The organism is Rathayibacter sp. VKM Ac-2926 (genome assembly GCF_022815565.1).
GTDB classification, from domain to species: domain Bacteria; phylum Actinomycetota; class Actinomycetes; order Actinomycetales; family Microbacteriaceae; genus Rathayibacter; species Rathayibacter festucae.
In genome coordinates this window covers 161982-185550 of sequence record NZ_JALGRS010000001.1, presented here as the reverse complement: position 1 = coordinate 185550, position 23569 = coordinate 161982, and the positions used below count along the sequence as shown (strand labels likewise).

The window sequence follows — 23569 nt, the reverse complement described above, 5'->3', positions numbered from 1 at the left end:
CTACCCTGGGTCCATGCCCATCACTCCCGATACCAAGGACTGGACCTGGGTGCTCGAGCGCCCCTGCCTCGAGTGCGGCTTCGACGCCTCGCTCGTGGAGTCCGACGCCGTTCCCGCGCTGATCCGTCAGAACGCCGCCGCCTGGCCGTACGTCCTCGAGCGCGAGGACGCCGCCGGCCGCCCCGACGACGAGACCTGGTCGCCGCTGGAGTACGCCGCGCACGTGCGCGACGTGCACCGCATCTACCGGCTGCGCCTCGGGCTGATGCTCGAGGGCGACGACCCGCTCTTCCCCAACTGGGACCAGGACGTGGCGGCGGTCGAGGAGCGCTACGACCAGCAGGACCCCGCGGCGGTCGGCCGCGAGCTCGTCGAGGAGGCGGCCCGCATCAGCGACGTCTTCGAGGGGGTCGACGGCCGGCAGTGGCAGCGACCGGGTCGCCGCAGCGACGGCGCGTCCTTCACGGTCGAGACGATCGCGAAGTACTACCTGCACGACGTCCAGCACCACCTGCACGACGTCCAGGGCTGAGTACCCCGGGCCCGTCTCGTCGCGGGGCCGTCAGCAGTCGATCAGCTGCGGGTTGAGGAACGACAGCGTCCGCGCGTAGGCGAGCGCGGCGGCGGACGGGCTGACCGACTCCCGCAGGGTGGCGTTCGCGAAGTGCCGCCCGGTGTCCGGGTAGGTGTGCGCGGTGACGGGCGTGCCCGCCTCCTTCAGCCGGCCGACGAACGACTCCGGGTCGTCGCCCTCGGGCCACTCGTCGCTCTGCGCGTAGTGCAGCAGCGTCGGGCAGGGCACCAGCGCGTGCTCCTCCCGGCCGAGGGTCGCGTAGTAGGCGACCACGGCGTCGACGAGACCGGTGGCGGCGACGAGCAGCGCCAGCCGCCCGCCGAAGCCGAAGCCGATGAGGGCGGAGCGGGCCGCGCCGGCGGCCGATCCGGTGCGCACCGCGTCGGCGACCGAGGCGAGGGCGCGGTCCTGCGCGGCCATCGCGGCGAGGTCCCGCGCGTCCTCGGCTGCGAGCGTGGCCCAGCCGTCGTAGAGGTCGGGGACGAGCACGTGGTAGCCGTGCTTCGAGACGGCCTCTGCGAACGGCTCCAGCCAGGGCAGCCGGCCGAACACGTCGTGCAGGATCACCACGACGGGGCGGCCGGGGTGCCCGTACTCGAGGGCGATGCCCGGAGACGGGATCTGGACGAGCTCGCTCATCCCTCCACCCTGCACCGCGGGACGGCCCGATCGGCCTGTCGGCGCCGATCCCGTCGGCGTGTCGCGGTCCGGACTCACCGCTCGACGGTGAAACCCTGCTCGGCGCCGTACTCCTCCAGCTCGGCCTGCCAGTCGAGCAGCCCCGCCTGGAGGGTCGTCTCGCCGGTGTAGGCCGTGCCGACGGAGTCGTTGAACACCGCGGCCGCGTAGACCTGGTAGGGGAGGAAGCGGACGTCGTCGGGGGCGTTCTCCGACGCGGTCGCGTACTCCCGGTTGACGGCCTGCCCGCCGAAGTACTCGCTCGGCCGGTCGAGGAACGCGGGCGACTCGGTCGCGGCCCGGTGGGCGGGCCAGAGCCCGGAGTCCCGGATGATGTCCACGCCGTCGCCCGCGGTGGCGTAGGTCAGGAAGTCGACGGCGAGCTCCTTGCTGACGCTGCTCTCGAGCACCGAGAAGCCGCCGCCGCCGTGCTCGGCGGCCACGCTGCCGCCCGGCTCCCACTGCGGCAGCTGCGCCACGCGCCAGTCGCCGGCGGCGTCGGGGGCGCTCTGGGTCAGGGCGGAGGCCATCCAGCTGCCGGCCGGGAGCGTCGCGATCCGGCCCGCCGCGAGCATCTTCCGCCACTCGTCGCTCCAGTCGGCGACCGGGGCGAGCAGCCCGCCGTCGAGCAGGCGCTGCCAGTTCTCGGCGTACCGCGCGGTGCCGGGGTCGGCGAGATCGATGGCGACGGCGGTGCCGTCCACGGAGAAGGGCCGGCCGCCGGCCTGCTGGATGAGGCTGGTGGCGAGTCCGGGATTGCCGACGTCGTTGAGGATGTAGACCTCCGGGTCCGCCGCGTGCAGCTGCTCCGCGGCGCCGACGTACTCCTCCCAGGTGCCGGGCACCGCCACGCCGAGCCGCTCGAAGACGGCGCGGTTGTAGAACAGCACCATCGGCCCGGAGGCCCACGGCAGTCCGTAGACGGTGCCGTCCACCTGGGACGCCGCCCACGGCCCCGGCGCGAACTCCTCGGAGAGCTCGTCGGCGCCGAGCGGCCCGAGGTCGGCGAGGGCGCCCGAGAGGGCGAACTGGGGGAGCGCGGTCGAGTCGAGGAAGGCGATGTCGGGACGTCCCGATCCGGCGGCGATCACGTTCTGCAGGGCGGTGTACTGCTCGTCGCCCGTGCCCACGTCGACCACGTCGATCTCGACCCCCGGATGCTCCTCCTCGTAGAGCTCCGCGACCTCGGGCAGCTGCTCGTCCCAGCTCCACACGAGCAGGGAGTCGTCCTCCGCCTCCGTGCGGTCGGCGCAGCCCGTGAGCGCGGCCGCGAGGGCGGCGACGGCGAGTGCCGCCGCCGGGCGGGAGTGGTGCCGGAGAGACATCGTCGTCCTTCGCTCGATCGTGGTGCCGTCCCGGAAGGGGGAGGCCGTCGCCGATCCTACGAGACTCCCGGCCGGGATGGTTGCCTTACCATGCCCTCATGTCTGCAGATGACGCGCTCGAGGCGATCCCCCCGCCGGACTTCCTCGACGAGCTCCTGGACGAGCTGAGGCTCCGGAGGAGCCACTATGGGGAGATGACCGACGTTCCGCGCCGCCCCTCACTGGCTGACGTGGCACGCCTCGCGGGCGTCGCGCCCGTCACGGCCTCGCGGGTCGCGAACGGGCAGACGAACGTCGTCCCCGCGACGCGGCAGGCCGTCCTGGAGGCGATGCGCACCCTCGGCTACCGGCCGAACAGCGCCGCGCGCGCCCTGAAGAGCGGCTCGTTCCGCACCCTCGGCGTCGCGGTCTTCAGCCTGGACACCCTCGGGATGATGCGGACCGTGGACTCGATCGCCACTGCGGCGGCGGAGGCGGGCTACGCGATCACGCTGGTGCCGGTCTCGGCACCGAGCCAGACCGGGCTCAACGGCGCCTTCACGCGCTTCGGCGAGCTGGCGGTGGACGGCCTGATCGTGGTCGTGGAGACGTATCTGCGGGACACGGCGGAGCTGGTCCTCCCCGAGATCCCCCGCGTGCTCGTCAATGCGGCCGCCGGCGCCCAGGGGCCCGTGGTCGACGCCGACCAGGCGGGCGGCGTCCGGGCCGCGGTCGAGCACCTGCTCGGGCTCGGGCACCGCACGGTGCACCACATCGCGGGCCCCCGCGGCTCCTTCGCCGCCGAGCGCCGGGAGACGGCGTGGCGGGAGGCGCTCCTCGCGGCGGGCGCGCCCGTGCCGCCGACCCGTTACAGCAACTGGCGCTCGGACGGCGGCTATCTCCAGGGCGCGGCCCTGGCCGAGGCGGGCGACTGCACGGCCGTGCTGGTCTCCAGTGACGAGGCGGCGCTCGGGGTCTACCGCGCCTTCGGGGAGCACGGCCTGCGGATCCCCGAGGACGTCAGCGTGGTGGGCTTCAACGACATCCCGGAGGCGCAGGACTTCTCCCCGCCGCTGACGACCGTCCGGCAGGACTACCGGGCGGTCGGGGCGAAGTGCGTCGAGCTGCTGCTCGGCCAGCTCGCGAACGGCGTCAGCGACGACCCCGTCCTCGAGCTGGTGCCGACCTCGCTGATCGTCCGGGCGAGCACCGCGCCGCCCGCGACCCGCTAGGCCGTCGAGCGTGGCCGGCCTCGCCGCGGTGATCGCCGCGCTGGAGCTGACATGGCCCGGCAACAGGGCGGTGAATCTCGTCTTCCACGGGCACAGCGTTCCCGCGGGCTACTTCGCGACGCCCCTGATCGATCGGCGAGCGTCCTACCCGCACGTGGTCGCCGGCCGGCTCGCCGAGCGCCACCCGCACGCCGTCCTCAACGCGATCGTCACCGCTGTCGGCGGGGAGCACTCGGAGTCGGGCGCTCGCCGGATGGGCGAGGTGCTCGGCCACCGCCCCGACGTCGTGGTCCTCGACTACGCGCTGAACGACCGGGCGATCGGGCTCGACCGGGCCGGCCGCGCGTGGGAGTCGATGATCGACTCCGTGCTCGGGGCCGGCGCCGTCCCCGTGCTGGTCACGCCCTCGCCGGACCTGACCGCCGATCCGACCGACCCCGCCGACGAGCTCGTGCGGCACGCCGAGCAGATCCGCGGACTCGCCGAGCGGGACGGTGTGCTGCTCGCGGACCCGTTCCGCGTCTTCCTCGGCCTGCACGAGCGCGGCGAGCCCCTGGCCGGGCTGATGTCGCAGGTGAACCACCCGAACGGGCGCGGCCACGCGATCATCGCGGCGGAGATCCTCGCGCTGTTCGCCGAGACGGAGCCGGCGGGGGAGGGGAGTCGGAGCGAGTGACGGGAATCGAACCCGCGCCATCTGCTTGGGAAGCAGAAGTTCTACCATTGAACTACACTCGCGCGGCGCCGCTCGGGCGCACCGCCCCATGGTAGCAAGCCCCGCGCCCTAAGCTCGCCTCGTGCTGCTCTCCGATCGCGACATCAAGCTCGAACTCTCCTCCGGCCGCGTCGGGCTCTCGCCCCACGACCCCGCGATGATCCAGCCGTCGTCGGTCGACGTGCGGCTCGACCGCTTCTTCCGGCTGTTCGACAACCACCGCTACCCCTACATCGACCCGGCGGAGGACCAGCCCGAGCTGACGCGCCTGGTCGAGACCCCGGCGGGCGAGGCGTTCATCCTGCACCCCGGCGAGTTCGTGCTCGGCTCGACCTACGAGGAGGTCTCGCTCCCCGACGACATCGCCGCGCGGCTCGAGGGCAAGAGCTCGCTCGGGCGGCTGGGGCTGCTCACCCACTCGACCGCGGGGTTCATCGATCCGGGCTTCACCGGTCACGTGACGCTCGAGCTGAGCAACGTCGCGACGCTGCCGATCATGCTCTGGCCCGGGATGAAGATCGGCCAGATGTGCTTCTTCCGCCTGAGCTCGCCCGCCGAGCAGCCCTACGGCTCGGCCGCCTACCTCTCGCGCTACCAGGGCCAGCGCGGCCCCACCGCCTCCCGCTCGTCCCTGAATTTCCACCGCACCGACGTCTACAACGACTGACCCCCTCCGCGAGATGCCACTTGTGCACACGACACGCCGTGAAAGGCGTGCACAAGTGGCATCTCGCGGGCGGGGAGCGGTCAGCCGAGCAGGCGGGGGAGCTGCAGCACGAGCCAGGGGGAGAAGGCCCAGGGGGTCGCTCGGGCGGCGGCGAGCGTCGCCTCGGGGTCGACCCACTCGACGTCCATGACCTCGTCGGCGCGCGGGTTCAGGGCATCGCGGCTCGACACGGTCGCGGTGTAGACGGGGCAGATCTCGTTCTCGACGATCCCGGAGGCGTCGACCGCGCGGTAGCGGAAGTCCGGCAGCGCGACCTCGAGCGTCTCGAGGCGGGCACCGAGCTCGCGCTCCGCGCGGCGCACCACCGCGTCCTCGATCCGCTCGCCGGGAGCGGGGTGCCCGCAGAACGAGTTGGTCCACACGCCGGGCCAGGTGCGCTTGCCGAGCGCGCGCCGGGTGACCAGCAGCGCGCCGTCGGGGGCGAAGACGTGGCAGGAGAACGCGAGGTGCAGGCGGGTCTGCGTGTCGTGCACGGTCGCCTTGTCCGCCACGCCGACGGCGGCCCCGGACTCGTCCAGGAGGACCACCTCCTCGAGGAGATCCAGCTGCTCGAGCTCGTCGGTGCGCACGGCGATTCCTTCCGAAGTCATGACCGTAAGTCAAGCACGACGGCGGAACTCAGCCGGCTTATTGCTAGAGAAGCGAGTTTGTTAGCCTCGACCCCGTGGATACGCGCGACCCCGTGGTTCTCTCCCGAAGGCGGCAGGAGCACGTCGATGCTGTCCTCGATCGGTTCTTCTCGCTGGCGCGCTCGCGCGCGACCCGGCTCGGACCCCGCTACCTGACCCTCTGGCAGACCATCGAGGCGAACACCCGCGGCGGCAAGCGCTTCCGCCCGCTGATGGTGATCTCGGCCTACGAGGCGCACGGCGGCCAGGACCCGGAGGCGTCCGCCCACCTGGGCGCGGCCTTCGAGCTGCTGCACACCGCGCTGATCGTGCACGACGACGTGATCGACCGCGACTTCGTCCGCCGCGGCGGCCCGAACGTCTCCGGCAGCTACCGCGACGAGGCGACGACCGCCGGCCTCTCGATCCCGATCGCCGAGCACCGCGGCACCTCCGTCGCCGTCATCGCGGGCGATCTCGCGCTCACCGGCGCGCACCGCCTGGTCGAGGGCGTCGGCGCCTCCGACGGCGTCCGCGCCCGCCTGCTCACCCTGCTGGACGAGGCCGTCTTCGCCTCCGCCGCGGGCGAGCTGGCCGACGTCGACTTCTCGCTGATGCCCGGCATGCCCTCCGTCGACGAGGTGCTCGAGATGGAGCGGATGAAGACCGCGGTCTACTCGTTCGAGGCACCGCTGCAGGCCGGCGCGATCCTGGCCGGCGCCGACGACGCGGCGGTCGAGGCGCTCGGCGAGTTCGGCCGCGGCATCGGCATCGCCTACCAGATCGTCGACGACCTGCTCGGCGTCTTCGGCTCCGAGGGGCAGACCGGCAAGACCACGCTCGGCGATCTCCGCGAGGGCAAGCGCACGGTGCTGATCGCGCACGCGGCCGGCACCGACCGCTGGCCGGAGATCGAGGGGCTGATCGGCGACGAGCACCTCGACCCGGACACGGCGGAGCGGGTGCGCTGCATCCTCGAGGAGTGCGGCTCGCGCGGCTACGCGGAGGCGCTCGCGAGCGACTTCGCGAACCGGGCCTGGGACGCGCTGCACACCCCCGCGGTGACGGAGGCGTTCCGCACCGAGATGCGGCCACTCGTCTCCAGCGTCCTCGGGCGCACCCGATGACCGCCGGACAGGCCGCCTCGCAGCCGTCGGCCGCCCGCCACGCGCGGATCTCGGGCCCGATGCTTCTCGACGCCCGCGCGCGCCGTACGGTGGCACGATGAGCCGGCAGAGCGAACTGTACGACCGGGTCGCCCATGAGGCGTCCGCGCAGGTGATCCGGCGCTACTCCACCTCCTTCGGCCTGGCGACCCGCCTGCTCGGCGCCGGCGTGCGCGAGCGCGTCGAGGACGTCTACGCGCTGGTGCGCGTGGCCGACGAGATCGTGGACGGGGTCGCCGAGGAGGCGCACCTCGACCGCGCCGCCGTCGAGGAGTCGCTCGACGCCTTCGAGGCCGAGACCGAGCGCGCCCTCGCCAGCGGCTACAGCGCGAACCTCGTGATCCACGCCTTCGCCCGCACCGCGCGGGCGACCGGCTTCGGCACCGAGCTCACCGCGCCGTTCTTCGCCTCGATGCGCGCGGACCTCCGCGAGACGGTGCACACCCCGGAGTCGTTCGAGAGCTACGTCTACGGCTCCGCCGAGGTCGTCGGGCTGATGTGCCTGCACGTCTTCCTCGCCGCACCCGACGCGGGGCTCGTCTCGCCCGCCGCGCGCGACCGCCTCGTCGCCGGTGCCCGTCGCCTGGGCTCCGCGTTCCAGAAGGTCAACTTCCTCCGCGACCTGGCCGCCGACGTCGACGGCCTCGGCCGCAGCTACTTCCCCGGGGTCGACCCGCGGGCGTTCTCGGAGACCGACAAGGCGGTCCTGCTCGCTGACCTCGACGACGACCTCGCCGCCGCCGGCGCGATCGTGCCGGAGCTGCCGCGCTCGAGCCGCCGTGCCGTGCTGCTCGCGCACTCCCTCTTCGCCGCCCTCGCCGACCGGATCCGCGCGACCCCCGCCGAGGAGCTCCTCCGTGCCCGGGTCAGTGTCCCGACCGCGACGAAGGCGGCGCTCGCCGCCCGCGCCGCGGTCTCGACGATCGGCCCGCGCCTGGGCACCGGCCCCGCCCGCGCCTCGCGCTCGGCGAGCGGCCCGCACCGCGCCGTCGTGATCGGCGGCGGCATCGGCGGACTCGCCTCCGCCGGCCTGCTCGCCCGCGACGGCTGGGACGTCACGCTGCTCGAGCAGCGCGAGGTCGTCGGCGGCCGCGCCGGCTCCTGGGAGCGCGACGGCTTCCGCTTCGACACCGGCCCCTCCTGGTACCTGATGCCCGAGGTGTTCGACCACTTCTTCCGCCTGATGGGCACGAGCGCCGCCGAGCGCCTCGACCTCCAGCGCCTCGACCCGGGCTACCGGGTGTACAGCCAGGGCATCGAGGAGCCGATCGACGTGCTCGCCGATCTCGAGTCGAACCTCGCCCTGTTCGAGAGCATCGAGCCCGGCGCCGGCGCCCGGATGCGGGTCTACCTCGAGTCGGCCCGCGACACCTACGAGGTCGCCAAGCGCCGCTTCCTCTACACCAGCTTCGCGTCCTTCCTCCCCCTGCTGCGCCGCGACGTGCTCAGCCGCACCGGGCGGCTCGGCCGCCTCCTGCTCACCCCGCTGGACACCTTCGCGGCGACCGCGGTCACCGACAACCGCCTGCGGCAGATCCTCGGCTACCCGGCCGTCTTCCTCGGCTCCTCGCCGTTCGCGGCGCCGAGCATGTACCACCTGATGAGCCACCTCGACCTGGCCGACGGCGTGCTCTACCCGATGGGCGGCTTCACCCGCCTGATCGCGGCGGTCGCCGAGGTGGCGGAGGAGGCGGGCGTCACCGTCCGCACCTCCTCGCCCGCGACCCGCATCCTCACGACCCGCGCCCCGCGCGGCAGCCGGCGCGGCGCCGAGGTCGTCGGCGTCGAGTACGAGGGGCCGGAGGGGACGAAGCGGCTCCCGGCCGAGCTCGTCGTCAACGCCTCGGACCTCTTCACCACCGAGCAGTCGCTGCTGCCCGACGAGCTGCGCAGCTACCCACCGGAGTACTGGGAGAACCGCGAGCCCGGCCCGAGCGCCGTGCTGGTGCTGCTCGGCGTCCGCGGCGCGCTGCCGCAGCTCGAGCACCACACGCTGCTGTTCACGAGCGACTGGCGCGAGAACTTCGGCCGGATCTTCGGCGAGACCCCCTCCGTCCCCGACCCCGCGTCGATCTACGTCTGCCGCCCGAGCGCGACCGACCCCGGCGTCGCTCCCGAGGGCCACGAGAACCTCTTCGTGCTCGTGCCGATCCCGGCCGACACCTCGATCGGCCACGGTGGCGTCGACGGCGCCGGCGACGCGCAGGTCGAGGCGATCGCGGACGCCGCGATCCGCCAGATCGCGACCTGGACCGGTGCCGAGGATCTCGCCGAGCGGATCGTGGTGCGCCGCACCATCGGACCGGCCGACTTCGAGAGCGACCTCGGCGCCTGGCGCGGCTCGATGCTCGGACCGGCGCACATCCTCTCGCAGAGCGCGTTCTTCCGCTCCGGCAACGCCAGCGCGCACGTGGACGGGCTGCTCTTCGCGGGCAGCTCGACCATCCCGGGCATCGGCCTGCCGATGTGCGTGATCAGCGCCGAGGTGATGCTCAAGCGCGTGCGCGGCGACGTGTCGACCGAGCCGCTGCCGGTGCGCGAGGCGCCCTCGGCGCCGGTCGCTCCGAGCGTGGCTCCCGAGCCCGAGCCCGTGGCCGAGCCCGAGCCCGTGCCCGAGTCGGTCGTCGCGGTCGCGGGGGAGTAGCGCGTGGGGGTCCTCTACCTGCTCGCGCTCGTCGTCTCGATCACCGGGATGGTCGTGCTCGACCGGCGCTTCGGCCTGTTCTTCTGGGCGGACGCCCGCCGTGCCGCGATCGTGCTCCCGGCCGGCGTCGCGTTCTTCCTGCTCTGGGACCTCGCCGGGATCGGACTCGGGGTCTTCTTCCGCGGCGAGACGCCGTACATGACCGGGCTGCAGATCGCGCCGGAGCTGCCGATCGAGGAGGTCCTCTTCCTCACGCTGCTCTGCTACCTGTCGATGGACGTGCACGGGTTCCTCGCGAAGCGGGCGGAGGCGCGCGCGTGACCTACCTGCTCCTGAACGCGGTGTTCCTCGCGGTGGTCGCGGTGCTGCTCGTGGTCGCGCTCCGCCGCGGCCGGCTCCGGCTGCCTGCGCTGCTCGGCACCCTCGCGGTGCTGCTCGTGATGACCGCCGTCTTCGACAACATCATGATCGGCGTCGGGCTCCTCGTCGCCTACGACGACGACCTGATCTCCGGCATCCGCATCGGCGTCGCGCCGATCGAGGACTTCGCCTACGCGATCGCCGCCGCGCTCGCCCTGCCGGCGCTCTGGACCCTTCTGCCCGCCCGCCGCCGGAGCGCCCCGTGAAGCGGCTGCGCGCGCTGTTCGTCTCGAGCCGCCCGCTGAGCTGGGTCAACACGGCGTACCCGTTCGCCGCGGCCTACCTGCTGACCACCCGCGAGCTCGACCTCGCCTTCGTGCTCGGCACCCTCTACTTCCTGATCCCCTACAACCTCGCGATGTACGGGATCAACGACGTCTTCGACTACGAGTCCGATCTGCGGAACCCCCGGAAGGGCGGCGTCGAGGGCGCTGTCCTCGACCGCAGCGAGCACCGCGCGACGCTCATCGCGGCCGTGGCGACGAACGTCCCGTTCCTGATCGCGCTCGTGCTGCTCGGCTCGCCGCTCTCCTGGCTGGTGCTGGCGATCAGCGTCTTCGCCGTCATCGCCTACAGCGCGCCCGGACTGCGCTTCAAGGAGCGACCCTTCGTCGACTCGCTCACCTCGGCGACGCACTTCGTCAGCCCCGCGGTCTACGGCCTCGCGCTCGCGGGCACGACGGCGACGCCGGGTCTGTGGGCCCTCCTGGTCGCGTTCTTCCTCTGGGGGATCGCCAGCCACGCCTTCGGTGCGGTGCAGGACATCCTCGCCGACCGGGCCGGCGGCATCGGCTCGATCGCCACGGTGATCGGCGCGAAGGCGACGGTGCGCTTCGCGATCGGCGCGTACGTCGCCAGCGGGCTGCTCCTGCTGCTGCTGCCCTGGCCGGGAACCCTCGCCGCGCTGCTGGCGATCCCCTACGCGCTGAGCGTCTGGCCGTACCGCTCGCTGTCCGACGAGCAGGCCGAGCGGGCGAACGCGGGCTGGAAGCGCTTCCTCGCTCTGAACTTCCTCACCGGGTTCCTGGTGACGCTGCTCCTGATCCTGTTCTGGCTCGCGACCTGATCGGAGCTCGCGGGCTGACACGAGTTCGCGAGCAGATCAGTCGCTCGTCCGGGCGGCGGCGGCCGGCGTCTTGACCGGCAGCAGCAGCGCGAGCCCCGCGGCCAGCACGACGACCAGCCCGAGGATGCCCCAGTACTGCACGTCGGCGTCGTCGGAGACGCCCGCGGCGATCGAGACGGCCGCGGCGAAGGCGGCCGGCGCGAGGAACGACGCGGCACGACCGGTCGTGGCGTAGAGACCGAAGATCTCGCCCTCGCGCCCCTCCGGGATCAGCCGGGAGAGGTAGCTGCGGCTCGCCGACTGCGCGGGGCCGACGAACAGGCACAGCAGCAGGCCGAAGACCCAGAACGCGGTCGCGCCGGCGTCGTGCAGGAGGAAGACGGCGCCGCCGCAGACGATCAGCCCGATCAGCGAGGCGACGATGACGGACTTGGGCCCGAGGCGGTCGTCGAGGGCGCCGACGGCGATCGTCGCGACCCCGGCGACGATGTTCGCGGCGATCGCGAAGAGGATGACCTGGCCCGCGCTGAAGCCGAAGGTGCCCTGCGCCAGGACGCCGCCGAAGGTGAAGACGCCGGTCAGGCCGTCGCGGAAGACGGCGCTCGCGAGCAGGAAGGCGAGTGTCGTCGGGCTCTCGCGGCGGAGCGCCCCGATCTGGCGGAAGAGCGCGCGGTAGGACTCGAGCACGCTCACCCGCTCCCCGCCGCCGACCCGTCCCGGGAGCTCCGGCACCGCGAACAGCACCGGCAGTGCGAAGACGGCGAACCAGACGCCGGCGAGGAGGATCGAGACGCGGACGTCGAGGCCGTCCTCGCCCGTGACGCCGAAGAGCCCGACCTCGGGGGAGATGAAGCCGAAGTAGAGGATCAGCAGGAGCGCGATGCCGCCGACGTAGCCCATGCCCCAGCCGAAGCCCGACACACGACCGACGCTCGCCCGGGTGGAGACCTGGCTGAGCATCGCGTTGTAGTTGACGCTCGCGAACTCGAAGAAGATTGTGCCGACGGCGAGCAGGCCGAGCCCGAGCCAGAGGTAGGCCGGGTCGGGGCGGACGAGGAACATCAGCAGGATGCAGGCGACGACGACCGCGGAGTGCAGGCCGAGCCAGCGGCGCCGGCTCCCGCCGAGGTCGGCGCGGCGACCGGTGACCGGGGCGATCACCGCGACGACGACACCGGCGCCCGCGAGGGTCCAGCCGAGCGCGGCCGAGACACCGCTCGGCGTGCCGAAGAGGCCGTCGGTGGTGAGGTAGACGGTGAAGACGAAGGTCGTGACGACGGCGTTGAAGGCGGCGCTGCCCCAGTCCCACAGCCCCCAGGCGAGGACGGGCCAGCGGCCGGTGCGGGGGCGGGGGGCGGTTCCGGCGGTCATGGACTCACCGTAGGGGGAGCCGGAGAACGGAAGGTAGCGTGACGTTTTCTGCAGCCTGAGAGTTGAGTCGATGCGACTCAGGTTCTCGGCTCTCGACTTGACTCCCCGCGACCCATGCGTAAACTTGAGCGTGCGGGGCTCAACTCCCGCGAACGACTTTCCCGCAGAAGATCCACCAGTGAGGGGCGGCCCGACGGCCGCCCGCGAAGGAGAAACACGCATATGTCCCGTGCCGTAGGCATCGACCTGGGAACCACCAACTCGGTCGTGGCCGTCCTCGAAGGTGGCGAGCCCACCGTCATCGCCAACGCCGAGGGCTTCCGCACCACCCCGTCCGTCGTCGCGTTCACCAAGGACGGCGAGGTGCTCGTCGGTGAGACCGCGAAGCGCCAGGCCGTGACGAACGTCGACCGCACCCTCGCCTCCGTCAAGCGCCACATGGGCACCGACTGGACCTTCGCCGTCGAGGACAAGAAGTACACGCCGCAGGAGATCTCGGCGCGCATCCTCGGCAAGCTCAAGCGCGACGCCGAGCAGTACCTGGGCGAGAAGGTGACCGACGCGGTCATCACCGTCCCGGCCTACTTCAACGACGCCGAGCGCCAGGCCACGAAGGACGCCGGCGAGATCGCCGGCCTGAACGTGCTCCGCATCATCAACGAGCCGACCGCCGCGGCGCTCGCCTACGGCCTCGACAAGGGCAAGGAGGACGAGCTCATCCTCGTCTTCGACCTCGGTGGCGGAACCTTCGACGTCTCCCTCCTCGAGGTGGGCAAGGACGACGACTTCTCCACCATCCAGGTCCGCGCGACCTCGGGTGACAACCGCCTCGGCGGCGACGACTGGGACCAGCGCGTCGTCGACTACCTGGTCAAGCGCTTCAAGGACTCGACCGGCGTCGACGTCTCGAAGGACAAGATCGCGCGCCAGCGCCTCAAGGAGGCGGCGGAGCAGGCCAAGAAGGAGCTCTCCTCGAGCACCTCGACCAGCATCCAGCTGCCGTACCTCTCGCTCACCGAGAACGGCCCCGCGAACCTCGACGAGACGCTCACCCGCGCCAAGTTCGAGGAGCTCACGAACGACCTGATCGAGCGCACCCGCAAGCCGTTCACCGACGTCATCGCGGAGGCCGGTGTCAAGGTCGACGACATCGCGCACGTCGTGCTCGTCGGCGGCTCGACCCGCATGCCGGCCGTGGCCGAGCTGGTCAAGAAGCTCACCGGCGGCAAGGAGCCCAACAAGGGCGTCAACCCGGACGAGGTCGTCGCCGTCGGCGCCGCCCTGCAGGCCGGCGTCCTCAAGGGCGAGCGCAAGGACGTCCTGCTCATCGACGTCACCCCGCTCTCGCTCGGCATCGAGACCAAGGGAGGGATCATGACCAAGCTCATCGAGCGCAACACGGCCATCCCGACCAAGCGCTCCGAGACCTTCACCACGGCCGACGACAACCAGCCGTCCGTCGCGATCCAGGTCTTCCAGGGCGAGCGCGAGTTCACCCGCGACAACAAGAACCTGGGCACCTTCGAGCTGACCGGCATCGCGCCGGCGCCGCGCGGCATCCCGCAGGTCGAGGTCACCTTCGACATCGACGCGAACGGCATCGTGCACGTGTCCGCCAAGGACAAGGGCACCGGCAAGGAGCAGTCGATGACGATCACCGGCGGCTCGTCGCTGCCCAAGGACGACATCGACCGCATGGTGCGCGAGGCCGAGGAGCACGCCTCCGAGGACAAGGCCCGCCGCGAGGCCGCCGAGGTCCGCAACAACGCCGAGACCCTCGCCTACTCGATCGACAAGCTGATCAAGGAGAACGAGGACAAGCTGCCCGAGGACGTCAAGACCGAGGTCCAGGGCGACGTCGACGCGCTGAAGACCGCGCTCGCCGGCGACGACGACGCGGCCGTCAAGACCGCGTTCGACGCCCTCAACGCCTCGCAGACCAAGATCGGCCAGGCCATCTACTCGCAGGACCAGGCCGCGCAGAGCGCCCCGCAGGACGCGCCGGCCGAGGACGAGAAGAAGGACGACGAGGACATCGTCGACGCCGAGGTCATCGACGAGGACGAGCCGAAGGACACGAAGTAGCGATGGGGAAGCACAACCAGGAGCCGGACAACGGCGTGCCCGAGGACGAGCCGACCAGCGGAGCCGAGGCGGCCGAGTCCGCCCAGGACACCGAGGGCCTGATCGAGGCCGAGGGTCCCGACGTCGAGACGACGCTCTCCGACGCCGACCTCTCGTTCCTCTCCGGTCAGTCCGACGCCGAGACGCTCGCGGCCGAGCACCTCGCCGACCTCCAGCGGGTCACCGCGGAGTACGCGAACTACCGCAAGCGCACGGAGTCGAACCGCCAGGTCGACAAGGAGCGGGCGATCGGCGACGCGGTGAAGGTCATCCTCCCCGTGCTCGACGACATCGACCGCGCCGAGAAGCACGGCGACCTCGCCGAGGGCGGCCCGTTCACCGCCATCGCGCAGAAGCTGCGCGGCGGCATCGAGAAGCTCGGGCTGGTGAAGACGGGCGCCGTGGGCGACCTGTTCGACCCGAACATCCACGAGGCGATCTTCCAGCAGCCCACTCCCGGCGCCGAGACCTCCACGGTCGCGGACGTCGTCGAGTCGGGCTACTACCTCGGCGGCTCGCTGCTGCGCGCCGCCAAGGTGGTCGTCGCGGTCCCCGCCGACTGACCCGCCTCCCGCACCACTGCGGAGCCTCCGCTCCCGAGCAGGGGCCGTCCCGAGCACGGGCGGCCCCTGCCGGGCGGCGGGGGCCGCGCACCACGACGCACGCCGCACGACGGCACCGGGCCCCACGACGACCCGGGCCGCAGGACGGCACAGGCCGCACTACCGAGAAGAAAGAGGCGCATGGCCAGCCAGGATTGGTTCGACAAGGACTTCTACAAGATCCTCGGTGTCTCGAAGGACGTCTCCGCGGCGGACCTGAAGAAGACCTACCGCAAGCTCGCCCGGCAGTTCCACCCCGACTCCAACCCGGGGGACGCGAAGGCCGAGGCGCGCTTCAAGGAGATCAGCGAGGCGTACACCGTCCTCTCCGACGCCGAGCACCGCAAGGAGTACGACCAGATCCGCGCCATGGGCTCCGGCGCCCGCTTCACGGCCGGCGGCCAGCCCGGCGGCTTCGACGACGTCTTCGGCAACGTCTTCAACCAGGGTGGCGGCGGCCGCACCTCGTACAGCACCCAGCAGGGTCCGCCCGCCGGCTTCGAGGACATCCTCGGCGGCATGTTCGGCAACGCGGGCGGCGGCCGCTTCGGCCAGCCCAGCGGCGGATTCCGCGGCTTCGGCGGCCCGCAGAAGGGCGCCGACGTCACCGCCAGCACCACCATCGACTTCCGCACCGCGACCCAGGGCGACACCGTGCAGCTGCAGACCGGCGAGGGCCGCGCGCTCTCGGTCCGGATCCCGGCCGGGGTCGCCGACCAGCAGAAGATCCGCGTCCGCGGCAAGGGCCGCCCGAGCCCCGACGGCGGCGAGCCCGGGGATCTCGTGCTCACCGTCGCGGTGCGCAAGCATCCGGTCTTCGAGCGCGACGGCCTGAACCTGCGCGTCACCGTCCCCGTCACCTTCGTCGAGGCCGTCTTCGGCGCGACGATCGAGGTGCCGACCCTCGGCGGCGACCCGGTCAAGCTCCGCGTCGCGCCCGGCACCCCGAGCGGCCGCGTGCTGCGGGTCAAGGGCCGCGGCGTCGCGACCGGCAAGGGCACGGGCGACCTGCTCGCCGAGATCCAGGTCGCGGTGCCCGACCACCTGTCCGGCGCGGCGCGCGACGCCCTCGAGGCCTACGCGGCAGCCGAGCCGTCGGACAACCCGCGGGACGACATCCTGGAGAAGGCCCGCTACTAGCGCGGCATCGGCACGAGGGCGGTCCGGCCCGTCCGGGCCGGCCGGAGAGGAGGAGACGTGGACGAGAGCACCCCGGTGTTCGCGATCGCGGTCGCCGCCGACCTCGCCGGCATGCACCCCCAGACCCTGCGGCAGTACGACCGGCTGGGCCTCGTGCGGCCGACCCGGACGGCCGGCAAGTCCCGCCGCTACTCGATGCGCGACGTCGTGCAGCTGCGCGAGGTCGCCCGGCTCTCCTCCGAGGGCGTCTCGCTCGAGGGCATCGCGCGCATCCTCCAGCTCGAGAACCAGGTGCTCTCGCTGTCGCAGCGCGTGCGCGAGCTGGAGTCCGCGCTGGCCGACGAGCTGCTCAACCGCCCCGGCCGCCGGGTCTTCGCCGCGGGTCTCGAGGGCGACGTCGTCACCCTCCGGCACGGCACGCGCGCGCAGCGGCGGACCGAGCTCGTGGTCTGGCGGCCGCTGCCGCACGGTGCCGACGGGGATGCCGACACCCCCTGAACAGGGCTAGCCTGACGGGGTGCTCGGAACGGACCGGGCCGCTGAGAGGGCACCATGACTCAGGACGACCGCGGCGACGACGCCGCGACGCCGGACGCCGAGACTTCCGACTACAGCCGCGAGGACTACGCGATCCACGCGACCCGGAGCGAGCTGCCGCTCTTCGCGGACGCGGTGGCCGACCGGCGCAACGACTCCGACTGGCTCTCCTCGCTCTCGGGCGTCCTCGGCGGCACCGAGAAGGACACCGCCGCGGCCGCCGCGCAGGCGGCGCTCGAGCGCCGCGCGCGCCGGACCGACGGCACCTGACCACCCTGCTGCGGCCGGCGGGTCTCGATACGCCCCTGCGGGGCTACTCGACCAGCATGATGTGCATGGTGATCGAGTAGCCCGCGGAGCGGGCGTATCGAGATCCACCATCGTCGGAAGTCGAGTCTGCAGACCCGCCCTGCTGAGGACGGTGGGTCTCGATACGCCCCTGCGGGGCTACTCGACCAGCATGTGAAGGCGAGGGCCGCCGGCTACTTGCGGGCCGGGATGCGCAGGGGTGCCGGGGCGCCGAGGCGGCCGCCGCTGAGGCGCTGCAGGATCTCGGAGCCGAAGGGCACGGCGCCGACGAGACGGCGCGCGTCGACGTGCTCCTCGTCGGAGTAGCTCACGAGCACGTAGACGCCGACGACGACGATCGCGGCGATGGTGGCGACGCGGACCGGGATCTGGTCGACCGCGCCGCCTCCGCCGTCGACCGGCTCGGCGAGCGTGACGCACATCAGGAAGACCGTGGCGTAGACCGCCAGGTGCCGGTGGGTGCTGCGCCAGGGCCGTGAGAGCGCGGCGATCGGCAGGATCCACAGCGCGTACCACGGGTGGATGGCGGTCGACGCGGTGACGAAGGCCAGCAGCGCGCCGGTCAGGCGGGCGAGCGGGTCGATCGCCCGTCGCGACAGCATCAGTGCGCCGGCGATCAGCCCGGCGGCGAGCAGGGCGAGCATCTTGACCACGGCGATCGCCGTCGCCGGGTCGTGGCCGGTCATCTGCACGGCCGTGGAGACCGCGACGACGACCGCGGACATCGGCGCGTACCAGTGCAGGATCGAGCCGGGCACGATCATCGCGCCGATCCAGCCCACGCCGACGCCCGCGGCGAGGCCGATCGCGACCACGACGGCGAGCGCGCCGGCGCCGCTCCAGGCCCAGGCGCGGATCCGCTCGCGCAGCGTCGCGTCGTGGCGGAGCCAGAGCAGCGCGAGCACCGGCAGCGCGATGACCGCCACCGGCTTGACCGCGATCGCCGCTCCCATCAGCAGCACCGCCGCCACCCGGCGGTCGGTGTGCCCGTAGTAGAGCGAGGCGAGGATCAGCGCGATCATCACCGAGTCGTTGTGCCCGGCGACGACGAAGAGGACGAGGGTGAGCGGGTTGGCGACGAGGCTCCAGGCGGTGAGCGGGACGGACAGCCCGCGCAGCCGGGCGAGCCGGAGCGCGTAGACGGCGCTGACCGCAACCCCGGCGACGGACAGCGCGCGGAGCATCGCGATCGAGAGCTCGGGGAAGGTCCAGCCGGCGACGTGCACGGCGGTCTGCTCGGCGAGCAGGTAGAGCGGGCCGTAGGGCGTCGGGGTGTCGGCCCAGCGCGGATCGACGCCGAGGGCGAACCAGCCGGGGAGGGTGGCGACCCCGCTGGAGTACGGGTTCACGCCGGCCGTCATCAGCCGGCCCTGCGCGACGTAGGAGAACATGTCGCGGCTGAACAGCGGGACGGCGAGCAGCAGGGGAGCGGCCCAGGCCAGCGCGGCGACCAGGATCGCCCGGACCGAGCCGGGCCGGTCGTCCAGCGCGACCGCGCGCAGGCGCAGCCAGGCGACGAGCAGCAGGATCCCGCCGCCGACGACGGCGACGACGCCGAGCTCGGTGGCGCCGGCGGAGGCGCGCAGTGCCGCGATCAGCGGCCAGCTCCGGATCGGCGAGTCGAGCGGCAGGTAGCCGACCGCGAGGGAGCCCGCGAGGATCGCGAGCGAGCCGATCAGCCCGACCGCCAGGGGCGCCGCCGTCGACAGCAGCGGCGCGCGCAGGCGGATGCCCTGCGTCCGGACCTCGTCCGGTCGTCGTGTCGTCCCCCGAGTCACCATCCCGGCCACGCTAGGGGACCCGCATCGGAAAGCGGTGGACAGGCGGTGAACGGTTGACCAGCGGACTCTCAGGCGTTAGCGGCGTCCGGGGCGGCCTCGGCGAAGCGGAGCTGGTTCCCGAACGGATCGATCAGATCGAGAGCGAAGCCGAACGGCGATCGCGTGATCCGTGGGTTGAGGTACGGGTACTCCTTCGAGTCGAGCTCGGCGTGCAGCTCGCGCACCCCGCGGAGGGCCACGTGCACCGCCGCTCCGGGGCTCCCGTCGCGGTGGTGCTCGCTGAGGTGCAGCCGCAGACCCGACCTCGAGACCTGCAGGTAGAGCGGTGCGTCGCGCGAGGCGCGGTGCTCCCAGTCGACCGTGAAGCCGAGGTAGTCGACGTAGAACTCGCCCGCCTTGGCGACGGAGAAGATCCTCAGGATCGGCACAGCCGCCTCCAGCCGGACCGCTTCCAGGCGCGGAACGTCGCCTCCGGTCGGATGGTCTCTGGCGCGTCGTCTCGTCTCCACGCCACGAGGCTAGCCGCCTGCGCGAGGGCCCTTCGCCAGCGGCGTCGGTCGACGAGGTCGCGCTCAGTCGACGAGGTCCAGGGCGCGCAGCCGCTCGAGCGTGTCGACCCCGGCCGGCGGGCAGCGGTGCGCATCGGCGCCGGTGATCCAGTGCAGCGCGTCGATCTCGCCGCTCGCGCGCGGTTCGCCGGCGAGCTCCGCGGCGAAGACCGTCATGTGCACCTCCCGCCCCTCCGGCTCGCCGTGCGCCTGGGTGCGGACGGTGAAGAGCTCGCGCAGGGCCGTGGGCGCGGTGCCGAGCTCCTCCTCCGTCTCGCGCGCCGCCGCCTCGGCGCTCGTCTCGCCCGGGTCGACCTTGCCGCCGGGGAGGTAGACGACGTCGCGCCCGCGAGCCGTCACCATCAGCACGCGGCGCTCGCGCAGGACGGCGACCGCGGAGACGATGAGGGGAGGGAGGCTGCTCATCCCGCCATCATGCCCGCGGACGGACCCCGCCCGCGGTCGGCCGCCGGGGCCCGCGGCTACCATGGACGCACACCAGAAGGACGCGCGCAGCCGGCGCGCGCCAGGGCCCCGTGCGCCCGAACAGCTAGGAGCTCCCCGTGGCAGAACCCACCACCCTCGACAAGGTCGTCACCCTCGCCCAGCACCGGGGGTTCGTCTTCCCCTCGGGCGAGATCTACGGAGGCACCCGCTCCGCCTGGGACTACGGCCCCCTCGGCGTCGAGCTCAAGGAGAACATCAAGCGCCAGTGGTGGAAGGCGTTCGTGCAGGGCCGCGGCGACGTCGTCGGCCTCGACTCGGCCGTGATCCTGCCGACCGCGATCTGGAGCGCCTCCGGTCACGTCGGCGTCTTCTCCGATCCGCTGACCGAGTCGCTGATCACGCACAAGCGCTACCGCGCCGACCACCTCTTCGAGAAGTACGAGGAGGTCAACGGGCACGCGCCCGAGAACGGCCTCGCCGACATCCCGGACCCGGAGCACCCCGACAAGATCGGCCAGTGGACCGAGATCAAGCAGTTCTCCGGGCTGATGAAGACCTACCTCGGCGTCGTCGACGACGAGTCGGGGCTGCACTACCTCCGCCCCGAGACGGCGCAGGGCATCTTCACCAACTTCGCCAACGTGCTGCAGAGCGCGCGGAAGAAGCCGCCGTTCGGCATCGGCCAGATCGGCAAGGCGTTCCGCAACGAGATCACCCCCGGCAACTTCATCTTCCGCACCCGCGAGTTCGAGCAGATGGAGCTCGAGTTCTTCGTCGAGCCCGGCACGGACGAGGAATGGCAGGAGACCTGGATGCAGCTGGCCTGGGACTGGTTCGTCGACCTCGGGATCTCGCCGGAGAACATCCGCCAGTTCGAGCACCCGAAGGACAAGCTCTCCCACTACTCCAAGCGCACCGTCGACATCGAGTACCGCTTCAGCTTCGCGTCGGGCGAGTGGGGCGAGCTGATGGGGGTCGCGAACCGCACGGACTTCGACCTCAAGACGCACATGGAGCACTCCGGCAAGGACCTCTCCTTCTTCGACCAGACGAAGAACGAGCGCTTCGTGCCGTTCGTGATCGAGCCGTCCTTCGGCCTGACCCGCGCGCTGATGGCGTTCCTCGTCGACGCCTACGAGGAGCAGGAGCTGCCGCCGAACGCGAAGGGCAAGGTCGAGACGCGCACCGTGCTGCACCTCGACCCGCGCCTCGCGCCGGTGAAGGTCGCCGTGCTGCCGCTCTCGCGCAACGAGGCGCTCTCGCCGCTCGCCCGAGAGGTCGCCGACCGGCTCCGCGCGCTCTGGAACGTCGACTTCGACGACTCCGGCGCGATCGGCCGCCGCTACCGCCGCCAGGACGAGATCGGCACGCCCTACTGCGTGACCATCGACTTCGACTCGCTCGAGGACAACGCGGTGACCGTGCGCGACCGCGACACCATGAAGCAGGAGCGCATCCCGCTCGGCCAGCTGGAGACCCACCTCTTCACGGGCCTGCGCGGCGCCTGACCCTTCTCGGATCTCGATACGCCCGTTCCGCGGGCTACTCGATCAGCGGAGGATCATGCTGGTCGAGTAGCCCCGCAGGGGCGTATCGAGACCCGGAGGGCGTCAGCGCTCGCGGGCGAGGAGGGCGTAGACGAGGGTCGACGTCCACTCGCCCTTGCAGTACTCGTCGTCGAGGTGGTGCGCCTCGAGGCGCAGGCCGAGCCGCTCGCAGAGGCGGGCGGAGGCGGTGTTGCGCGCGTCGAGCTGCGCGACGACCCGGTGGGCGCCGAGGCGGTCGAACGACAGGTCGATCAGGGCGCGGGCGGCCTCCGTCGCGAGGCCCCGACCCTGCGCCTCCGGGTGCAGGACCCAGCCGATCTCGACGCCGGCCTGCTCCGTCGAGGTCGCGATCAGCGTGAGATCCCCGACGACCCGGCCGGCGAACGGCCCGGAGCGCGGCACGATCGCGAGCACGACGACGTCGCCGTCGGCCGCGAGCCGGTCCGACGGCAGCCGGACGGCCAGGTGCGCGCGCGACTCCTCGGGGGTCCGAAGCGGCCAGCGCAGATAGCGGACGGCCTCCGGATCGCCCTGGTAGCGGGCGTGGTCCTCGGCGTCGTCGAGCGAGAGCGGACGCAGCAGCAGCCGCTCCGTCTCGATCGGCTCCGCCTCGTACGGGAGCCGGAGCGCCGTCACGCCGAGGCCGCGGACGCGCCGCCGGCCTCGAGCGGGCGGGCGGCGGTGCGCTCGGCCGGCACCTCGATGCCGAACAGCGCCTCGAGGCCGGTGAGGTACGCCTCCTGCTCGCCGGCGCGGGCGTAGTCCCGGGCGCGGACGCTCGGGGTGTGCAGCAGCACGCCGGCGAGGTGCCGCAGCGCCTGCTCGGTGCGGCCGTCCTCGTCGCCGCGCGAGCGGGCGCGCTCGATCTCGGCGTCGAGCGCGTCGAAGACGTGGGCGCGGAGGGCGACCACGGCGGGGGTGAGGCTCTTCTCGTCGGCGACGTCGGAGAACTTGCGGACGGCCTTGTCGACCAGGGCGCGCGCCTGGGTCGACGCGTCGAGCACGTCGAGCGGGGCGTGCAGGCTGATCGTCTCGAGGTCGAGCAGCTCGACGCCGGTCACGGTGGTGACGTCGGCGGCGACGTTGCGGGGGAGGCCGAGGTCGATGACCAGCTGGCGCTCGCGGGAGAAGCCGCGCAGGCGTCCCTCCGCGAGGATCGCCGCGTCGAGGACGGGCTCCTGGGTGGTGGTGCAGGTGATGACGACGTCGGCGGCGACGGCCTCGGTCGCGAGCTCGGCGCCGTCGATCGGGCGGAGCGCGCGGCGGGTCGCGAAGCCCTCGGCACGGCCGGAGGGGGAGTGGACGGCGATCTCGAGCACGCCGCGGTCGCGCAGCGCGGCGACGGTCGCGCGGGCGTAGCTGCCGGTGCCGATCAGCAGCACCCGGGCGGCGCGCCAGTCGGTGATGCGGCTGGAGGCGAGGTCGAGGGCGAGTCGCACGATCGAGCGGCCGGCGCTGCCGAGGCCGGTGCGGTTCTTGATCCCGCGCGAGGTCTGCGAGGCGCGCTGGAAGAGGCGCTCGAGCTCGGACGAGGTGGTGCCGAGGCGGCGGGCCTCCTCGAGCGAGCGGCGGACCTGGCCGGCGATCTCGCCCTCGCCGACGACGACGGACTCGAGCCCGCTGGAGACGGCGAAGAGGTGCTCGGCGACGCGGTCGCCCGAGACGACGGTGACCGAGCTGCGCAGCTCGTCCTGCTCGACGCCGGTCGCGGCGCTCACCGCGGCGGTGGCGGCCTCGACGGTCACGGCCTGCGCGGCGGTGAGCGGCTCGTCGATGTCGAGGTAGGCCTCGAAGCGGTTGCAGGTCGCGACGACCACGGCCCCGGAGACGAAGTCGATCCCGTCCGAGAGCGCCGACGCGACGGCGGAGGAGTCGACGGAGAGCTTCTCGAGGAGATCGAAGCTGGCGTTCTTGTGCGACGCCGTCAGACACAGAAGCACCCGGGCAGTCTACCCGGGGCGTCCGGGGGTCGGCCGCGGTCCTGGGGAAGACTGCACGAATGCTCCCGGATCAGCGGGGCCTGGAATAA

General features: G+C 72.4%; 24 protein-coding genes and 1 tRNA gene. 15 read left to right on the top strand and 10 right to left on the bottom strand.

Going from position 1 to position 23569, the window contains the following annotated elements:
• The first annotated feature begins 13 nt into the window (after nucleotides 1-13).
• Complete coding sequence (locus MT351_RS00900; protein WP_132434862.1) at nucleotides 14-532, top strand: DinB family protein; 519 nt, start codon at nucleotides 14-16, stop codon at nucleotides 530-532.
• Nucleotides 533-562: 30 nt separating this feature from the next.
• Here MT351_RS00900 and MT351_RS00895 read toward each other — a convergent pair whose 3' ends face one another.
• Together MT351_RS00895 and MT351_RS00890 are read right to left on the bottom strand one after the other, a co-directional pair.
• On the bottom strand, nucleotides 563-1213 hold the full coding sequence (locus MT351_RS00895; protein ID WP_123734878.1) for a dienelactone hydrolase family protein: 651 nt from the start codon (nucleotides 1211-1213) through the stop codon (nucleotides 563-565).
• Nucleotides 1214-1287: 74 nt separating this feature from the next.
• On the bottom strand, nucleotides 1288-2577 hold the full coding sequence (locus tag MT351_RS00890; RefSeq protein WP_243581013.1) for a sugar ABC transporter substrate-binding protein: 1290 nt from the start codon (nucleotides 2575-2577) through the stop codon (nucleotides 1288-1290).
• Between the two features lie 98 nt (nucleotides 2578-2675).
• Between MT351_RS00890 and MT351_RS00885 the strand changes: the two genes are divergently transcribed.
• Both MT351_RS00885 and MT351_RS00880 read left to right on the top strand, forming a co-directional pair.
• Nucleotides 2676-3788: a LacI family DNA-binding transcriptional regulator gene (locus tag MT351_RS00885; RefSeq protein ID WP_243581012.1), complete on the top strand. Its 1113-nt coding sequence runs from the start codon at nucleotides 2676-2678 to the stop codon at nucleotides 3786-3788.
• 10 nt (nucleotides 3789-3798) lie between these two features.
• Nucleotides 3799-4464, top strand: coding sequence for an SGNH/GDSL hydrolase family protein (locus MT351_RS00880; protein WP_243581011.1), 666 nt, complete (start codon nucleotides 3799-3801; stop codon nucleotides 4462-4464).
• Here MT351_RS00880 and MT351_RS00875 read toward each other — a convergent pair.
• Nucleotides 4456-4526 (bottom strand) — tRNA-Gly (locus MT351_RS00875). The genes MT351_RS00880 and MT351_RS00875 overlap by 9 nt on opposite strands.
• Before the next feature lie 59 nt (nucleotides 4527-4585).
• Here MT351_RS00875 and dcd point away from each other — a divergent pair.
• Entirely contained in the window at nucleotides 4586-5170 is a 585-nt protein-coding gene (dcd, locus tag MT351_RS00870) for a dCTP deaminase (protein WP_123734881.1), read from the top strand.
• A gap of 80 nt (nucleotides 5171-5250) precedes the next feature.
• On the opposite strand, the gene idi is transcribed toward dcd, so the two are convergent.
• Nucleotides 5251-5820 carry an isopentenyl-diphosphate Delta-isomerase gene (gene idi / locus MT351_RS00865; RefSeq protein ID WP_132434852.1) on the bottom strand — a complete coding sequence of 190 codons (570 nt, stop codon included), beginning with the start codon at nucleotides 5818-5820 and terminating at the stop codon, nucleotides 5251-5253.
• A 74-nt stretch (nucleotides 5821-5894) separates the two neighbouring features.
• On the opposite strand from idi, the gene MT351_RS00860 reads away from it, so the two are divergent.
• The 5 genes from MT351_RS00860 to MT351_RS00840 all read left to right on the top strand — a co-directional run bounded on the left by MT351_RS00860 (nucleotide 5895) and on the right by MT351_RS00840 (nucleotide 11134).
• Entirely contained in the window at nucleotides 5895-6965 is a 1071-nt protein-coding gene (locus tag MT351_RS00860) for a polyprenyl synthetase family protein (RefSeq protein WP_243581010.1), read from the top strand.
• 97 nt (nucleotides 6966-7062) lie between these two features.
• Nucleotides 7063-9648 (top strand): phytoene desaturase family protein, encoded by a 2586-nt coding sequence (gene crtI, locus MT351_RS00855; protein ID WP_243581009.1) that lies wholly within the window; start codon nucleotides 7063-7065, stop codon nucleotides 9646-9648.
• Between the two features lie 3 nt (nucleotides 9649-9651).
• Nucleotides 9652-9969 (top strand): lycopene cyclase domain-containing protein, encoded by a 318-nt coding sequence (locus MT351_RS00850; protein ID WP_132434848.1) that lies wholly within the window; start codon nucleotides 9652-9654, stop codon nucleotides 9967-9969.
• Nucleotides 9966-10274, top strand: coding sequence for a lycopene cyclase domain-containing protein (locus tag MT351_RS00845; RefSeq protein ID WP_123701769.1), 309 nt, complete (start codon nucleotides 9966-9968; stop codon nucleotides 10272-10274). The genes MT351_RS00850 and MT351_RS00845 overlap by 4 nt, the downstream gene beginning before the upstream one ends.
• Nucleotides 10271-11134, top strand: a complete 864-nt coding sequence (locus MT351_RS00840) for a prenyltransferase (RefSeq protein WP_132434844.1) — start codon at nucleotides 10271-10273, stop codon at nucleotides 11132-11134. The genes MT351_RS00845 and MT351_RS00840 overlap by 4 nt, the downstream gene beginning before the upstream one ends.
• Before the next feature lie 36 nt (nucleotides 11135-11170).
• Here the strand turns inward: MT351_RS00840 and MT351_RS00835 are convergent, their stop codons facing one another.
• Entirely contained in the window at nucleotides 11171-12505 is a 1335-nt protein-coding gene (locus MT351_RS00835) for an MFS transporter (RefSeq protein WP_132434842.1), read from the bottom strand.
• A gap of 222 nt (nucleotides 12506-12727) precedes the next feature.
• Between MT351_RS00835 and dnaK the strand changes: the two genes are divergently transcribed.
• The 5 genes from dnaK (at nucleotide 12728) to MT351_RS00810 (ending at nucleotide 17178) form a co-directional block, all read left to right on the top strand.
• Nucleotides 12728-14590, top strand: a complete 1863-nt coding sequence (dnaK, locus tag MT351_RS00830) for a molecular chaperone DnaK (RefSeq protein ID WP_123444861.1) — start codon at nucleotides 12728-12730, stop codon at nucleotides 14588-14590.
• Between the two features lie 2 nt (nucleotides 14591-14592).
• On the top strand, nucleotides 14593-15192 hold the full coding sequence (locus MT351_RS00825) for a nucleotide exchange factor GrpE (RefSeq protein WP_123444862.1): 600 nt from the start codon (nucleotides 14593-14595) through the stop codon (nucleotides 15190-15192).
• Nucleotides 15193-15372: 180 nt separating this feature from the next.
• Nucleotides 15373-16371: a DnaJ C-terminal domain-containing protein gene (locus tag MT351_RS00820; RefSeq protein ID WP_123444863.1), complete on the top strand. Its 999-nt coding sequence runs from the start codon at nucleotides 15373-15375 to the stop codon at nucleotides 16369-16371.
• Between the two features lie 57 nt (nucleotides 16372-16428).
• Complete coding sequence (locus MT351_RS00815) at nucleotides 16429-16869, top strand: heat shock protein transcriptional repressor HspR (protein ID WP_132434840.1); 441 nt, start codon at nucleotides 16429-16431, stop codon at nucleotides 16867-16869.
• Nucleotides 16870-16923: 54 nt separating this feature from the next.
• Nucleotides 16924-17178 carry a hypothetical protein gene (locus MT351_RS00810; protein ID WP_123734888.1) on the top strand — a complete coding sequence of 85 codons (255 nt, stop codon included), beginning with the start codon at nucleotides 16924-16926 and terminating at the stop codon, nucleotides 17176-17178.
• 212 nt (nucleotides 17179-17390) lie between these two features.
• Here MT351_RS00810 and mptB read toward each other — a convergent pair whose 3' ends face one another.
• From mptB to MT351_RS00795, 3 genes are all read right to left on the bottom strand, one after another.
• Nucleotides 17391-18998 (bottom strand): polyprenol phosphomannose-dependent alpha 1,6 mannosyltransferase MptB, encoded by a 1608-nt coding sequence (mptB, locus tag MT351_RS00805; protein WP_132434838.1) that lies wholly within the window; start codon nucleotides 18996-18998, stop codon nucleotides 17391-17393.
• A gap of 68 nt (nucleotides 18999-19066) precedes the next feature.
• Nucleotides 19067-19507: a glyoxalase superfamily protein gene (locus tag MT351_RS00800; protein ID WP_260300714.1), complete on the bottom strand. Its 441-nt coding sequence runs from the start codon at nucleotides 19505-19507 to the stop codon at nucleotides 19067-19069.
• 63 nt (nucleotides 19508-19570) lie between these two features.
• Nucleotides 19571-19972, bottom strand: a complete 402-nt coding sequence (locus MT351_RS00795) for an NUDIX domain-containing protein (protein ID WP_123701781.1) — start codon at nucleotides 19970-19972, stop codon at nucleotides 19571-19573.
• A gap of 137 nt (nucleotides 19973-20109) precedes the next feature.
• Between MT351_RS00795 and MT351_RS00790 the strand changes: the two genes are divergently transcribed.
• Entirely contained in the window at nucleotides 20110-21501 is a 1392-nt protein-coding gene (locus tag MT351_RS00790; protein WP_243581008.1) for a glycine--tRNA ligase, read from the top strand.
• Between the two features lie 102 nt (nucleotides 21502-21603).
• Here MT351_RS00790 and MT351_RS00785 read toward each other — a convergent pair whose 3' ends face one another.
• Both MT351_RS00785 and MT351_RS00780 read right to left on the bottom strand, forming a co-directional pair.
• Entirely contained in the window at nucleotides 21604-22176 is a 573-nt protein-coding gene (locus MT351_RS00785; protein WP_243581007.1) for a GNAT family N-acetyltransferase, read from the bottom strand.
• Nucleotides 22173-23480, bottom strand: coding sequence for a glutamyl-tRNA reductase (locus MT351_RS00780; RefSeq protein ID WP_243581006.1), 1308 nt, complete (start codon nucleotides 23478-23480; stop codon nucleotides 22173-22175). Before MT351_RS00780 ends, MT351_RS00785 begins: the two co-directional genes overlap by 4 nt.
• Nucleotides 23481-23569 lie beyond the last annotated feature (89 nt).

Bases quoted from the DNA above. Each gene is read 5' to 3' on its own strand.
- MT351_RS00900 (WP_132434862.1), top strand. From the start codon at position 14: ATGCCCATCACTCCCGATACCAAGGACTGGACCTGGGTGCTCGAGCGC.
- MT351_RS00895 (WP_123734878.1), bottom strand. From the start codon at position 1,213: ATGAGCGAGCTCGTCCAGATCCCGTCTCCGGGCATCGCCCTCGAGTAC.
- MT351_RS00890 (WP_243581013.1), bottom strand. From the start codon at position 2,577: ATGTCTCTCCGGCACCACTCCCGCCCGGCGGCGGCACTCGCCGTCGCC.
- MT351_RS00885 (WP_243581012.1), top strand. From the start codon at position 2,676: ATGTCTGCAGATGACGCGCTCGAGGCGATCCCCCCGCCGGACTTCCTC.
- idi (WP_132434852.1), bottom strand. From the start codon at position 5,820: ATGACTTCGGAAGGAATCGCCGTGCGCACCGACGAGCTCGAGCAGCTG.
- crtI (WP_243581009.1), top strand. From the start codon at position 7,063: ATGAGCCGGCAGAGCGAACTGTACGACCGGGTCGCCCATGAGGCGTCC.
- MT351_RS00835 (WP_132434842.1), bottom strand. From the start codon at position 12,505: ATGACCGCCGGAACCGCCCCCCGCCCCCGCACCGGCCGCTGGCCCGTC.
- dnaK (WP_123444861.1), top strand. From the start codon at position 12,728: ATGTCCCGTGCCGTAGGCATCGACCTGGGAACCACCAACTCGGTCGTG.
- MT351_RS00825 (WP_123444862.1), top strand. From the start codon at position 14,593: ATGGGGAAGCACAACCAGGAGCCGGACAACGGCGTGCCCGAGGACGAG.
- MT351_RS00820 (WP_123444863.1), top strand. From the start codon at position 15,373: ATGGCCAGCCAGGATTGGTTCGACAAGGACTTCTACAAGATCCTCGGT.
- MT351_RS00810 (WP_123734888.1), top strand. From the start codon at position 16,924: ATGACTCAGGACGACCGCGGCGACGACGCCGCGACGCCGGACGCCGAG.
- mptB (WP_132434838.1), bottom strand. From the start codon at position 18,998: ATGGTGACTCGGGGGACGACACGACGACCGGACGAGGTCCGGACGCAG.
- MT351_RS00795 (WP_123701781.1), bottom strand. From the start codon at position 19,972: ATGAGCAGCCTCCCTCCCCTCATCGTCTCCGCGGTCGCCGTCCTGCGC.